Source organism: Nocardioides sp. YR527 (assembly GCF_900101045.1).
In the GTDB taxonomy this organism is placed as follows: domain Bacteria; phylum Actinomycetota; class Actinomycetes; order Propionibacteriales; family Nocardioidaceae; genus Nocardioides.
Map to the genome: position 1 here is coordinate 184,537 of NZ_FNFN01000007.1, position 13,605 is coordinate 198,141.

Here is a 13,605-nt window from a genome sequence, read left to right on the forward strand (position 1 = left end):
AGGCTCCTCAGTACGCGAAGTTCATCGGCTCGTCGGCATCCGAGTCGGAGCCGCGCAGGGAGGGGTCGGGTGGTTCGACGAACGGGTCGGGACCCTTCTTCACATACTTGATGAGCAGCCCGACCTCGACCACCGCGAGCACGGCGTAGAGCAGCGTGAACCCGATCAAGGACATCCACACCTCCCACGGCTCGACGCCCGGCGAGACGCCGTTGGCGGTGGTCAGGACGCCGAAGACCACCCACGGCTGACGCCCCATCTCGGTGAAGATCCAGCCCATCGAGTTGCCCAGCAGCACCATCACCGGCGCCGAGATCGCCAGGGCCGGCAGGAAGCGTCCGACCAGCCCCGTCGGCGTACGCCCTCGCCGGGTCAGCCACAGGACCGCCAGCCCGACGAGGCTGCCGACGACACCGAGGCCCATCATCCAGCGGAAGGTCCAGTAGGTGACCGGGATGTTGGGGGTGTAGTCGCCGGGCGAGTAGTAGGTGGCACCCGGTGTCGACCCGTACTTCTCGCGGTACTTCTCCTGCAGGTCGTAGATGCCCTCGACCTTGCCGTCGAAGGTGCCGGTGCCGAGGAAGGAGAGCACGCAGGGCACCTCGAGCGCCCACTTCTCGTGCTTCCCGTCGCGGGTGCCGATGGTCAGGATCGAGAACGGCGCGCACGAGTCGGAGGTCTCCCACAGCGCTTCCGCGGCCGCCATCTTCATCGGCTGCACCTCGGTCATGATCTTGCCCTGGATGTCACCCGAGACCGCCACACCGACGCCGGAGAAGACCATGATCCAGGCCGCCAGCACCATGCCGCGCCGGTGCATCGGCCGGTCGGCGTTGTCCTTGCCCGGGCGGCGCAGGTAGAGCCAGCCCAGGATGCCCAGCATGAAGGCCGCCGAGGTCAGGTACGCCGCGAGGATGACGTGCGGGAACGTGCCCAGCTGCACCTTGTTGAACATCACCGCCCAGAAGTCGGTGAGCTCGGCGCGGCCGGTGACCTCGTTGAACTTGTAGCCGACCGGGTGCTGCATCCAGGAGTTGGCGGCGAGGATGAACCACGAGGACGCCAGCGTGCCGAGGTGCACGATCCACATGCACGCGTTGTGCAGCGCCCGCGGCAGCTTGTCCCAGCCGAAGATCCACAGGCCGAGGAAGGTCGACTCCAAGAAGAAGGCGAGCAGCGCCTCGATCGCCAGCGGAGCCCCGAAGACGTCCCCGACGAAGCGGGAGTAGTCCGACCAGGTCATCCCGAACTGGAACTCCTGCACGATCCCGGTGACCACGCCGAGCGCGAAGTTGATCAGGAAGAGCTTCGCGAAGAACTTCGTCAGCCGAAGCCACTCGGGGTTCTTCGTACGCAGCCAGATCGTCTCCAGCACGGCGACGAGCATGGTGAGTCCCACCGTGAGCGGGACGAACAGGAAGTGGTAGACGGTCACGATGCCGAACTGCCACCTGGCTAACTCCAGGACGCTGTCCACGTCAGTCACTATGTCACTGCTGTGCCGTGCACCTCAGCACCCCCTCCGACGGGGGTTCGTTTCTTGTGAGCCACCGCACCTCGGCCGGTAGCGGACGCGAAAGAAACCCGGCCGCCCTGGGCTCGAGGTCACGACCGCGGGGGGATGATCGCGACCTCGAGTCCGGGACGGCCGGGCTCCGTAGGCCTTCGTGCCACCAGGGCCGCATGCAGATGGGGGAGCTGATGCGGCGACCTGGTGTCACTCAGTGCTGCACAGGCCGAGGAGAACCTCAGCCCGTGAGATCACTATCTCATCATCCTGGTCCAGACGTTGCGGTCTCGGGCGGACTGTTTACGTACTGTAAACAGGTAACCTGCGTATCAGTAGACCTAATACGCGGGCGATACAGCGTCTCCACAGAAAATCAGGTATGCATTTGGATGTACCTTGAGGTGGGGGGGTGACCATGTCGGATCGCGAAGGTGTCCTCGCGCGGGTCGTCGACGAGGTCATCGACTACGTCGGCGCGGGCCTGAGCGTCCATCTGGTGGGACCCCGCGGATCCGGACGCAGCGAGCTCTGCTCCCTGGTCGCCAACCGCCTCGAGGACGAGGGCCGGTCCGTGCTCCAGATCAGCGGCCACCGCGCCTGGCAGAACGAGCCGTTCGCCGCGCTGACCGCAGCCGGCATCGGCAGCGCGACCCCCACCGGCCCCCGCCGCACCGTCGGCGAGATGACCACGGCGCTGAGCAAACAGCTCGGCAACGGCACGGTGCTGGTGGTCGATGACGCCGACGCGCTCGACACCTACTCGGTCGGCGCCCTGCGCAACATCCACCGCCAGCGACGTCTCCTGGCCCTGACCAGCAGCCGCCATCAGCACCCCGTCGCCGAGAACACGCTGATGCTCGGCATCGCCCCGTCGGTCCAGGTGCGCTCCCCCGCGCTCGAGGTCGACGACGTGCACGAAGTGTGCCGGGAGATCCTCGGCAGCCCGGTGGAGGCCGGGTCCCTGGCCCGGATCGCGATGGCGACCGGCGGCCTGCTCGGCCTGGTCCGGGCCATCGCCACGGTCGGGCCGTGGGCAGGGGTGCTGGAGCAGCTCGACGGGCTGTGGCGGCTGCCGCGGCGTACGGGCTGGGCTCCGGAGCTGGCCTCGGCCGTCGAGCCGCTCGTCGCCGGGCTCGACCAGGACGCCTGGGACGGCGCCACCGCGCTCGCGGTGACCGGCCCGGTGCCGTTGGACGAGGCGGAGAAGCTGCTCGAGCGCAACGTGCTCGACTCGCTCTTCGCCCACGGCTTGGCGCGACACAGCGAGGACGGCCCGGGCAGCGGGGTCGTGGGCCTCTACCCGCCGCTCATCGGCGACTACCTGATCACCGAGGGCTCGGCGTTCGGGCTGGTGATCGCCCGCAACCACCTCGCCGCCGAGCAACCGCTCCTCGACTACACCAACCACCGCCCTCGCGGCGCCGACGCCGCCCTGCTCCACCAGCGCTCGCTGCGCCAGATGGCCGACGAGGTGACCCGCGCGCGCCGGTCCTGGACCGAGATGCCCTCGGCAGAGACGGCGCTGCCGCTGCTGGTCGCGCTCCGCAACACGGCCGCGCCCAGGGACCAGATCGAGGAGGTCGAGCGGCGCACGCCGCTGACCGACACCCAGGAGTCGGCCTGGATGCTGGCCTGGTTCGCCACCTGGAAGGCGGTCGAGCTGGGCGACCTGAACGCCGCCAAGGCGGTGCTCGACGACGGGCTGAAGCGGCTGCCCACCTTCGCCGCGACGCTCGAGGCCTCCCGCGCCCATCTGCAGTTCCAGACGGAGTACGTCCCCGAGGTGCCCACCGTCGAGCCCGACCCGCGCGACACGGTCGGTCCCGAGATGCTCGGCGTCGTCGCCGCCGAGCGCCTCCTCGCCGCCGGGATGGTCGAGCAGGCGCGCAACCTGCTGGAGACCCAGCACCCACAGAACCCGCAGCCCGCAGGGCTGCATGCCTTCCTCATCGGCCTCGCCGACATGCTCGGCGGCGACCTGGAACGCGGCATCGACTTCGCCCGCGATCAGCTCGAGGCCGCCAACCAGAGCTCGAGCGCCATGCTCATCCAGGCGCACGCCTACCTCTGCGTACTCGGTCTGAGCATCGCCGGCCGGCTGACCGAGGCGAGCCAGGCGGCGTTCCAGAGCCTCTCCTCCTCGAGCGTCGCCGCCTACCGCGACGTCGCCCACACCGGCATCCTGACCCTCGGCGCCGAGATCGCGATGGCGCAGGGCCGCCCGGAGTACGCCCGCAGCCTCGCCTCCCAGATCGGCGGCGCGAAGGTCGCCTTCGGTCCCTGGCCCGGGATGGTGGCCAGCATCATGGCGCCGGCCAGCGGCCGGATGCCGAGCCTCAAGGAGCTGTGCGAGCTCGTCGGCCAGCGACTCGACGCCGGCTACATCACCGGCGGCATCTTCCTCGCCGTGGAGGCGGTCGAGCGCGGTGCCAACGAGAACAAGCACATCACCCGGGCCGCCGGCCTCGCGGCCGGCACCGAGAGCCCGCTGCTGCAGGGCATGGGGGCGTACGCCGCGACCACCGCGGCCGGCGACATCGACGGCCTCCGCGAGGCGATCGTGAAGCTCGCCGATGCCGGCGCCCTCGTGTTCGTGACCAGGGCCGCGATCTCCCTGGCGATCCTGCAGCGCGAGGCCGGCGACCTGGCCGGCGCCGCCGAGACGCTCGACATCGCGTGGGAGCGCTCCGAGATCTCCGGCAGCCGAGCCGGCATGTTCCGTCGCGCGGCCACCCATATCGGGCTCTCCGGGCGGGAGAGCGAGGTGCTCCGGCTGCTGCCCGAGGGCCCCACCACCGCCTCGCTGGCCGCGGACCTCGAGATGAGCACCCGCACCGTGGAGACCCACCTGCACAACATCAGCCGCAAGACCGGGGTCTCCGGTCGCGAGGACCTCGCCCGGGTGGCCAACACCTGGCTACGACCGGCGCCGAACGGTGACTACTCAGCCGGCGACAGGCACTTCACCAGCGGCTCGTAGAGCTCCTTGCTGGCCTTCTGGTCCGCCTTCGAGAGATCCTCCGGGCTGATCGTGGAGACGTCCTCGGCCTCGACCAGAAGGCGTACCGCCTCGTCGGAGAGGTCCGACTCGTAGTAGGTCTTCGCCAGGCACGTCGCCTGCTTCTCGCTCACCTGGTCGCCGCTGCTCTGGGTGATCTGTCCCTCGATGTCACCGATGCTCGGCCGATCACCGCCGCTGCTCTCGCCACCGCCACCGCCACATGCGGTCAGGGAGAGCACAGTGATCACAGAGGCCGCAGCAATCGTTGCAAAGCGCCCAGAAGCGCTTCGGCCGCAACAAATGCCTCGGGCTCCGCTTCGGCGGTGGGGGTTCGCCATCATGACGACGAATCATGACGTACGCGGCACCGACCCGCCACTTGACCACCCACCGGTGCTCGCCATCGACGTGACAGGTACGGGAAGAGTACGGGAACCCGGATCACGCGAACACCGGTACGTTCCAGAAGTTCAGCGCAAACAGAGGCGCGCTTATTCGTTCAAAAGGACTTTCGCCCCATCAAACGGATTGGAATTGATTCGAATGGATGAAAACCGGTTCTCCCGCAGCTCGACGTCGCGGTCGCCACAGTCGATCCTGTCGCGATGGTCGTCAGGGCGCAGAGCGCGGACCATGCTCGTCACCGGCACGTTGATGGTGGCAGCGCTCGTCCCGTCGCTGGTCGCGATCTCGCCTGCGCAAGCTGAGCCCACCTACACGCGATCGTTCTCGTCGTCGGTCTCACACGTCGTCGCCGGGCGCTGCGTCATCGCCACCCTGTCAGGTCAGATGCGGTTCCAGCTCGACTCCATCACCGGCAGAGGGGTGACGGCGCGGTTCTACGTGAACCGCAAGGTCCGCTATCCCAAGGTCGTCGTGAAGACGTACAGAGCGCCTTGCAGAAGTGGAAACGCCCGCCGCGCGATCACCAAGCTCCAGATCACCCAACGCTGGAGTGACCACAACTGCAACGGAAATCTCTCCGTCTCGGTCGGTGTTCCCTGGAGTCTCAGCGTCGGCGCAACTCCGTCTTGCGGACGCGAAGAGCGTGCGGTCCGATCCACCACCTACGAGGCCAACGCCTCCTACTACTCCCAGAAGAACAGCGACACCGTCGTCTCGTACGCGAACAAGGGCTCGATCCACGACCCGCAGGCCGGCAGCTCCGGTCCGGGTGGCACCAATCGAATCCCCCTGTGCCAGACCGCGCAGGTCCAGTTCGTCCTCTACCCGACAAGGTCGACCTCGGACTCCTGGACCCGCACGTTCACGCCGTGCGTCAAGTGGTGGTGAAACCCTGCCTCAGGAGCTGGTCAGGAAGAAGAGCAGGTCCTGGCGGGTGAGGACACCGACGGGCTTGCCGTCCTCGTGCACCAACAGCGCGTCGGAGGAGCCCAGGGTGTGGGCGGCGTCGTGCGCGTCGGCGCCGGAGCCGATCGAGGGCAGCGGCGGGGACATGTGCTCCTCGACGGAGTCGGTGAGCTTGGCCTTGCCGGTGAACAGCGCCTCCAGCAGGGTCCGCTCCGAGACCGAGCCCGCGACCTCGGCGGCCACGATCGGCGGCTCGGCGCGGACGACGGGCATCTGCGAGACGCCGTACTCCTGCAGGATGTGCACCGCCTCGGCGATCGTCTCGCCGGGGTGGGTGTGCACCAGGTCGGGCAGCCGGCCGGACTTGCCACGCAGCACGTCGCCGACGGTCTGCTTGCCGACCTCACCGGTCGCGAAGCCGTACTGCGCCAGCCACTCGTCGTTGAACACCTTGGTCAGGTAGCCACGCCCGGAGTCGGGCAGCAGCACGACGATCACGGCGTTCTCGCCCTCCGGCGTGCCGGCCAGCTCCGCGGCGAGCTGCTTGGCGGCGTACGCAGCCATGCCGGCGCTGCCTCCGACGAGCATCTGCTCCTCGCGGGCGAGCCTGCGGGTGTAGGCGAAGGAGTCGGCGTCGGAGACCTCGATGATCCGGTCGGCGACATCGCGGTCGTACGTCTCCGGCCAGAAGTCCTCACCGACACCCTCGACCAGGTAGGGCCGGCCGCTGCCGCCGGAGTAGACGCTCCCGGCGGGGTCGGCGCCGATCACCTGGACGTCGGGGTTCTGCTCCTTGAGGTAGCGGCCGATCCCGGAGATCGTGCCGCCGGTGCCGACACCGGCGACGAAGTGGGTGATCTTCCCCTCGGTCTGGCGCCAGATCTCGGGGCCGGTCTCCTCGTAGTGGGAGCGCGGGTTGTTGGGGTTGGCGTACTGGTTCGGCTTCCAGGCCCCGGGCTGCGAGGCGAGCCGGTCGGAGACGTTGTAGTAGGAGTCGGGGTGCTCCGGCGGCACGGCCGTGGGCGCGACGACGACCTCGGCGCCGTAGGCCTTGAGCACGTTGCGCTTGTCCTCGCTGACCTTGTCAGGGCAGACGAAGATGCACTTGTAACCCTTCTGCTGGGCGACCATCGCCAGGCCGACACCGGTGTTGCCGGAGGTGGGCTCGACGATCGTCCCGCCGGGCTTCAGCTCACCGGAGGCCTCGGCCGCCTCGATCATCGGGGTGGCGATGCGGTCCTTCACCGAACCGCCCGGGTTGAGGTATTCCACCTTGGCCAGAACCAGCGGTCCTTCACCGGGTTTCGAGGCCCCGGCGCCGTCCAGTGCACGCCCCAGCCGCACGAGCGGAGTGTTGCCGATAAGGTCGAGAAGCGAGTCCACGTACTCCATGCCGACAGCGTATGTCCACTAGGTGAGATCCCCTATATCCCGATACTGAGTGCCCGGTAGTGGGGCAAAGACTTTAGAGTGGTCCCCGTGGCGAAGAAGAGTCTGGCTCGCAAGACCGCGTACGCCGGCGGTGGAGTTCTGGCCGCGACGGCCGCGTTCGCCGGGGTCCTCGTCGCGGAAGCGGCGCTTGCCGTCCGGGCGACGCACCAGGTCAAGATGCCGGTGGCACCCTCCCCGACCGGGTGGTACGGAGCGCGGCATCCGGGACGCCCGATCAGTATCGCGCTGCTCGGCGACTCGAGCGCCGCGGGCTATGGGATGACCGAGGTCGAGGACACGCCCGGCGCCGTCCTCGCCTCCGGGGTCTCCGAGAAGGCGCGCCGGCCGGTGCGTCTGCACGACCTCTCCGAGATCGGCGCCAAGTCCTCCGACCTGCACCCGCAGGTCGAGAAGGCGATCGCCGCCGACGCCGACATCGCGGTCATCCTGGTCGGCTCCAACGACGTGATCCGCCGGGTGCGCCCGCGGGTCGCGGTGAGCCACCTCGCCCAGGCCGTCATCCGGCTCCAGGAAGCCGGCGTGCCGGTGCTCGTCGGCACCGTTCCCGACCTCAGCACCGCCACCCCGATCCTGCCGCCGCTGCGGTCGATCATGCGGGCCTGGTCGATCCGTATCGCCGCCGGGCAGATCTTCCACGTCATCCGCGCCGGTGGCCACACCGTGTCGCTGGGTGACGTCCTCGGGCCGGCCTTCAAGGCCACCCCGGCGTTCTGGTTCGGCGCCGACCAGTTCCACCCCTCCGCCGCCGGCTACCACGCCCTCGGCGAGGTGCTGGTGCCCCCGACGCTCTCCGTGCTCGGCCTCGTCGGCGACGAGAACGCCATCCTGGAGACCTACAACGGCAAGCAGGTCATGCCGCTCGCGGCAGCCTCGCTCCGTGCCGTCATCCGGCCTGGAACCGAGATCGACCCCGCCCCGCGCCCCCGTGGACGCGTCGGCCGCAACTGGGCCCGCGCCCGTTCCTTCGAGAACGAGCAGCGTGAGCCGCGCCGGGGCGAGCGCCCCGCCGAGACTCCCCCGCTAGCCGAGCCCCACCACGCTCGCTGACCCCCTCCCCGCCGAGGCGTCACGTACGTCGGCCGAGTTGGCATCGGCGTGCCATCTCGACCGGCGTACGTGACGCCTCGGCAAATCTGAACCGCCCCGCACCAAAGAGGTGCGGGGCGGTTGTTGCTGGTCGATCAATCCTGCTGGAAGATCGCCAGGAGGCGGAGCAGGTTGGTGTAGATCCACACCAGGCTGACGGTCAGGCCGAAGACGGCGCGCCACGACTCACGCTCAGGGAGCTGGGCGCGGACGCCCTGCTCGATCTGGTCGAAGTCGAGGATCAGCATGAACACACCGAGCGCGAGGCCGGCGATGGCGGTGATCATGCCGAGCGTGCCGAAGCCGAACAGGCCGAAGCTGGCACCGAACATGCCGAGCACGAGCTCCATCAGGCTCAGGCCCACCATGCCGAACATGGCGGCGATCACGAAGGTGCGGAACTTGCTGCCGACCTTGATGTTGAAGAACTTGTACGCAGCCAGGGTGCCCGCGAACGCGGCGAAGGTGCCGATCACGGCCTGGACGACGATGCCGCCGCCGAACATGGCGTCGAAGGTCTTGCTGAGCGCACCCAGGGCGATGCCCTCGGCGAGAGCGAAGGCCAGGACGAGCGCCGGGCTGACGATGCGCTTGAACGAGTTGACCAGCGACAGGATGAACGCCGCACCGGCACCGAGCGTCGCGGCCAGGTAGAGCGGCGCGAGGTTGGCGCCGGAGGTGATGTCGGGGGTCATGACCCACGTCGCGATGGCAGCCAGGAAGACCACGCCGAGCGTGATCGCGCCCTTCTGCACCACCGAGTCGATCGTCATGGGGGCGCCCGTGGTGGGAGCCGCGGGGCCGCCGGTCGACCACTGGCTCGGGTCCTGCCCGTAGCCGGCGTACGAAGCCCCGTTGCCACCGTAGGTCGCGTTGCCGTAGGCGTTCTGCGACGGCTGCCCGAAGCCCTCTGCCCTACGGAACACCGGGTTGTTGCTCTGCATCTGGGGGTCACTCCTCGAAAGCGACGTGAAAGGTTCCGCCACGGTGGCGGCTCCTGTGGCCAGCGTACCGGCCCTGTGTCTCACTCAACGTCCGGGACAACCCTGATGTTCCGCGGATCGCGGGAGTGCCCCGGGTGGGACTCGAACCCACACTGAAGCGTTTTTAAGACGCCTTCCTCTGGCCGATTGGGATACCGGGGCGCGCGGCCGACCTTAGCGTCATAAGTACGTCTGGCGCTGGTGCAGCGCGTGGGCGCCCGCGACGCGGTCGATGAACAGCAGGCCGTTGGTGTGGTCGATCTCGTGCTGCAGGCAGCGGGCCTCGAAGGCGTCGGTGACGATCTCGACGGTCTCGCCGGTGACCGGGAGCTGGCCGCGTACCGTCAGCCGGGAGGCCCGCTTCACGTCACCGGTCAGGTCGGGGACGGACATGCAGCCCTCGCGCGCCTTCTCGTTGCGGCTGGCCTCGACGACCTCCGCGTTGCACAGGACGTACGTCCCGTGGTGGGTCTTCGTCTTGACGTGGGTGGAGACGTCGACGCAGAAGACCCGGGCCGAGACCCCGACCTGGTCGGCGGCCAGGCCGACGCAGCCGGGCGAGACCCGCATCGTGGCGATCAGGTCGGCGGCGAGCTGGACGGTCTCGGGGGCGGCGGGGTCGACGTCCTTGCCCGGCACGGAGAGGACCTGGGCGGGAGCGCGGACGACGTCGAGGACCTTGCCCTCGACGCCCAGCTCGGCCTCGGTCCAGGACAAGACTCGTTCGTTGACGCTCACAGGTCGTCGGCCTCGATCGGCCGCAGGGTGGCGTCGACGCCGAGCTCCAAGGTGACCCGCTTGATCGACGCCTCGAGCACTGCGACGTCAGCGTCCGCCGGCAGCTCGAGCTCGGCGACGACGACATAGAGATCCCCGGAGAGGCGGGTGGTGAGGTCGGTGATGTTGCCGCCGACGGCGGCGATCTCGGCGGTCACGGTGGAGACGATGCCCGGGCGGTCACCGCCGTGGACGGAGAGTACGAAGAGCTGGCCGGCGCCGGCCGGTGCCTGCTCCTCGGGGAGCTCGTAGACCGTGACCGTCAGGGTGCCGTCGGCCGCGATCGGCCCGAGATCGGCCTGGATGGCCTCAGTGGTCGCCTCGCCCGCGCAGAGCAGCGTCATCGCGAAGTGACCGCGGAGCCGGGTCATCGTCGAGTCCTCGAGGTTGAGTCCGAGTCCGGCCAGACGGGCGGTGGTGTCGGCGATGATCCCCGGGCGGTCGTGTCCCAGGACGGTGATGGCGTGGATGGTCACCGATCCATTGTCACCCGCGGCCCGCCGATGGCGGACCGCGGGTGACTCAGATGGCCCCGCTATGACAGATCAGCGTCTTGCCGCAGCTCAGCCGCGGAACCACTTGTCCTTCTCCTCCTCGGAGGAGTCGACCGGCTCGGGAGCGAACTCGGGCGTGCCCTCCGAGGTGGGCTTGACCGCGGTGTCGCCACCGCCCAGGTCGTCGTAGGACGCCTGGTCGGGGTCGGCCGGCGGGGGCGGCGGGACCTCGGCGGCGTACGGGTCGGCCGGGGCGATCGGGTCGGTGAGCGGGTCACCGGTGACCCCGGCCTGCGGGGCGGACGGCGCCGGCGGAGCCGGCGGGTAGCCGCCGTACTCGCTGCTCGAGGACGAGCCCGTGGTCGATCCCGGAGCGGCGGGCTCTGATGCGGCCTCCGGGGTGGACTCCGAGGTGGAGCCGTTGAGGTGCAGCTTCTCGGAGGCGACCCCGGCCGCGGCCGAGACCTTCTCCTTGGCCTGCTCCGCGTAGGGACCGGCCTTCTCCTTCACCGTGGCGGCGTAGGGACCGGCCTTGGCCTTGGCGGCCTCGGCATAGGGAGCAGCCTTCTCCTTGATGGGCGCCGCCTTCTCCGAGGCGGTCGCGAGGGCCGACTGGACGCGCGGGTCATGGGTGACCTTGTTCGCGCCGGCCTTCAGCTGCTCAGACTTGTTCTTGACCAGCACGCCGACACCAGCGGCAGCGATGGCAAGCAGGATGAGCTTTTTCACTTCTTGACCTTCCGAGAGACAGCATTTGGTTCGGTTTGATGGGATACGCCGGTGAACCAAACCTAGGCGTCAAACACAAGATCAAGTCCCCCGACATGCCTAGTCTCTAACGGACCAGGCGATTCCGTCGAGGATGTCGGACTCGGAGACCAGCAGAGACTCGACGTGCGAGCGCCTCAGGATCCGGCTGAGGATCACTCCACCGGCGGCGATCACGTCGGCGCGGCCGGGATGCATCCAGGGCAGCGCCAGCCGCTCGTCGACGGTCATCGCCAGCAGGCGGTCGACGAGCCGGTAGACGTCGGCGGGCGCGACCTCGGCGTGGTCGGTGGCGGTGCGGTCGTACGCAGCCAGCTCGAGCAGTCCCATGGCCAGCTGGATCATGGTGCCGCCGACGGCGACCACGGTGTTGGCGGTGGCCGGGTCGACGGGGCAGTCGTCGAGGTGCGCGTCGATGTCGCGTACGCAGGCCTCGATCTCCTCCCGCGTGGGCGGGTCGGAGCGCAGGTGGCGCTCGTGGAGGCGCACCGAACCGATGTCCATGCTGTCTGCCTCGCCGACGATCGGCGTCGGTCCGTCGCCGAGGATCAGCTCGGTCGACCCGCCGCCGATGTCGATGACCAGCACCGGCGGCTCGTGGGTGCCGCGCAGGTTGCGGACCGCGCCGCCGAAGGAGAGGGCCGCCTCTTCCGCCCCGGTCACGACCTCCGGGGTGACCCCGAGCCGAGCGCGTACGCCGTCGATGAAGGTCGCCGCGTTGGCAGCGTCCCGGGTGGCCGAGGTGGCCACGAAGCGCACCTTCTCGACACCGTGCTCGCGGATCAGCGCGGCGTACTCGTCGATGGCCGCGAAGGCGCGCTGCAGGGCCTCCTCCGCGAACAGGCCGGTGCGGTCGACACCCTGGCCGAGGCGGACCATGCGGGCATCGCGTACGTCCTCGTTCAGGCCCTCGGGAGTGACCGTCGCGATCAGGAGCTTGATGGTGTTGGTGCCACAGTCGATGGCAGCAACCCGCCGGGTCACTGTTCCTCGTCCTCGAGCTCGAGGTCCACGCAGGGGCCGGACTTCCACCACTCACCGAGGCGCTCGAGCACCTCGTCACCGAGCGGGTTGACGCCGGGGCCCTGGGCGAGCGCCTGGCCGGCGAGGACGTGCAGGCACTTGACCCGATTCGGCATCCCACCTGCGGAGATGCCGTGGATCTCGGGCGGGTCGCCGAGCTCGTAGCGCGCTTCGAGATAGGCCTCGTGGGCCTTGGCGTAGGCGGCGGCGAGCTCCTCGTCGGTGGCCAGCCGCGCCTCCATGTCCTTCATCACGTGGGTGCCCTCGAGGGTGCCGATCTTCGAGGCGGCACGCGGGCAGGTGAGATAGAAGGTCGTCGGGAACGGGGTGCCGTTGGGCAGCCGCGGCTCGGTGGTCACCACATCGGGCAGCGAGCACGGGCAGCGGTGCCCGACCTCGTGGATCCCCCGTGGCTCGCGTCCCAGCTGTGCCGTGATCGCGGCCACGTCCTTGGGATCGATCGCCATGTCTCTAGTCTTTCTTCTTCTGCTTGGGCGGGTCGATCTCCGACTCCGGCCCGTTCCCTGTCTGCTCCGGCGGGTCACCGGCCAGCAGCACGGAACCCCACGCATCGTCCCACCATGCCTTCGGCTGCTCCGCACTGCCCACCTTGCCGGGGTCGGTGAGCTCCGGCTCGGTCTGGATGCGCTCGCCGTTCTCGTCGAGGGCGACGTACGCCGTCTCCCCCGGCATCACGAACCCGAACCGCTCCCGGGCCTGCTGCTGGACGTAGGCGGGGTCATCCCAGCGACGGGTCTGCTCCTCGAGCTGCTTGATGTGTTCCTTGCGCTCGGCGATCTCGGTCTGGAGGGCGTTGATGTCGTGGCGCTGCTGCAGATAGGCGCGCAGCGAGGAGGCGTAGGAGATCACCATCACGGCGGCCACGACCATGATCATCATCGCCCGGCCGGTCAGCTTGGGCCGGCGCAGCCGCTTGCGCAGCGCCTCGATGCCGTTTCCGACCGGCGGGCGGGCAGGGATCGGGGCACGTGGGCGCCGCCCCGGACCCTGCTGGGCCCGTGGACCGCGTACGCGCTTGCTCTGACCGGGTCCCTGCGTTGACACGTCGCTCATCCTCCCATCCACGACCTACCTCCTGGCGGCAGACGCGCGCGGTGGCGCTGGTCGAGCCGCCGGAGCCGCTAGGCGGAGGCGTGTCGAGACCAACACGGTCCTATCGAGCGCCGAAGGGACGGTGTT

The 13,605-nt window shown here is 69.2% G+C and carries 13 protein-coding genes and 1 tRNA gene; 3 read left to right on the forward strand and 11 right to left on the reverse strand.

The features are described from left to right. Nucleotides 1-7: 7 nt before the first annotated feature. Nucleotides 8-1,477 carry a cytochrome ubiquinol oxidase subunit I gene (locus tag BLT25_RS21935; protein WP_091050522.1) on the reverse strand — a complete coding sequence of 490 codons (1,470 nt, stop codon included), beginning with the start codon at nucleotides 1,475-1,477 and terminating at the stop codon, nucleotides 8-10. A gap of 448 nt (nucleotides 1,478-1,925) precedes the next feature. Here BLT25_RS21935 and BLT25_RS21940 point away from each other — a divergent pair, with 448 nt between their 5' ends. Then, on the forward strand, nucleotides 1,926-4,490 hold the full coding sequence (locus BLT25_RS21940) for a LuxR C-terminal-related transcriptional regulator (protein ID WP_143033816.1): 2,565 nt from the start codon (nucleotides 1,926-1,928) through the stop codon (nucleotides 4,488-4,490). On the opposite strand, the gene BLT25_RS21945 is transcribed toward BLT25_RS21940, so the two are convergent. Next, nucleotides 4,451-4,759, reverse strand: coding sequence for a hypothetical protein (locus BLT25_RS21945; RefSeq protein ID WP_091050528.1), 309 nt, complete (start codon nucleotides 4,757-4,759; stop codon nucleotides 4,451-4,453). The genes BLT25_RS21940 and BLT25_RS21945 overlap by 40 nt on opposite strands. 91 nt (nucleotides 4,760-4,850) lie before the next feature. Here BLT25_RS21945 and BLT25_RS21950 point away from each other — a divergent pair, with 91 nt between their 5' ends. After that, a complete protein-coding gene (locus tag BLT25_RS21950; protein ID WP_143033817.1) occupies nucleotides 4,851-5,804 on the forward strand; it encodes a hypothetical protein in 954 nt (317 codons plus the stop codon). 9 nt (nucleotides 5,805-5,813) lie between these two features. Here the strand turns inward: BLT25_RS21950 and BLT25_RS21955 are convergent, their stop codons facing one another. Next, nucleotides 5,814-7,214 (reverse strand): cystathionine beta-synthase, encoded by a 1,401-nt coding sequence (locus BLT25_RS21955; RefSeq protein WP_091050533.1) that lies wholly within the window; start codon nucleotides 7,212-7,214, stop codon nucleotides 5,814-5,816. A gap of 87 nt (nucleotides 7,215-7,301) precedes the next feature. On the opposite strand from BLT25_RS21955, the gene BLT25_RS21960 reads away from it, so the two are divergent. Next, nucleotides 7,302-8,321: an SGNH/GDSL hydrolase family protein gene (locus BLT25_RS21960; RefSeq protein ID WP_256328725.1), complete on the forward strand. Its 1,020-nt coding sequence runs from the start codon at nucleotides 7,302-7,304 to the stop codon at nucleotides 8,319-8,321. A gap of 134 nt (nucleotides 8,322-8,455) precedes the next feature. Here BLT25_RS21960 and BLT25_RS21965 read toward each other — a convergent pair whose 3' ends face one another. The 8 genes from BLT25_RS21965 to BLT25_RS22000 all read right to left on the reverse strand — a co-directional run bounded on the left by BLT25_RS21965 (nucleotide 8,456) and on the right by BLT25_RS22000 (nucleotide 13,479). After that, on the reverse strand, nucleotides 8,456-9,304 hold the full coding sequence (locus tag BLT25_RS21965) for a Bax inhibitor-1/YccA family protein (RefSeq protein WP_091050538.1): 849 nt from the start codon (nucleotides 9,302-9,304) through the stop codon (nucleotides 8,456-8,458). Nucleotides 9,305-9,430: 126 nt separating this feature from the next. Beyond that, nucleotides 9,431-9,505 (reverse strand) — tRNA-Leu (locus tag BLT25_RS21970). A gap of 18 nt (nucleotides 9,506-9,523) precedes the next feature. Beyond that, entirely contained in the window at nucleotides 9,524-10,060 is a 537-nt protein-coding gene (gene def, locus BLT25_RS21975; RefSeq protein WP_176884145.1) for a peptide deformylase, read from the reverse strand. Between the two features lie 17 nt (nucleotides 10,061-10,077). Beyond that, nucleotides 10,078-10,596: a glycine cleavage system transcriptional repressor gene (locus tag BLT25_RS21980; RefSeq protein ID WP_091050545.1), complete on the reverse strand. Its 519-nt coding sequence runs from the start codon at nucleotides 10,594-10,596 to the stop codon at nucleotides 10,078-10,080. Nucleotides 10,597-10,683: 87 nt separating this feature from the next. Further along, nucleotides 10,684-11,343 (reverse strand): hypothetical protein, encoded by a 660-nt coding sequence (locus BLT25_RS29995; protein ID WP_091050548.1) that lies wholly within the window; start codon nucleotides 11,341-11,343, stop codon nucleotides 10,684-10,686. 99 nt (nucleotides 11,344-11,442) lie between these two features. After that, nucleotides 11,443-12,366, reverse strand: a complete 924-nt coding sequence (locus BLT25_RS21990) for a Ppx/GppA phosphatase family protein (protein WP_091050549.1) — start codon at nucleotides 12,364-12,366, stop codon at nucleotides 11,443-11,445. Continuing rightward, nucleotides 12,363-12,872 carry a DUF501 domain-containing protein gene (locus BLT25_RS21995; protein WP_091050552.1) on the reverse strand — a complete coding sequence of 170 codons (510 nt, stop codon included), beginning with the start codon at nucleotides 12,870-12,872 and terminating at the stop codon, nucleotides 12,363-12,365. Before BLT25_RS21995 ends, BLT25_RS21990 begins: the two co-directional genes overlap by 4 nt. 4 nt (nucleotides 12,873-12,876) lie before the next feature. Beyond that, a complete protein-coding gene (locus tag BLT25_RS22000; RefSeq protein WP_371113351.1) occupies nucleotides 12,877-13,479 on the reverse strand; it encodes an FtsB family cell division protein in 603 nt (200 codons plus the stop codon). Between the last annotated feature and the right edge of the window lie 126 nt (nucleotides 13,480-13,605).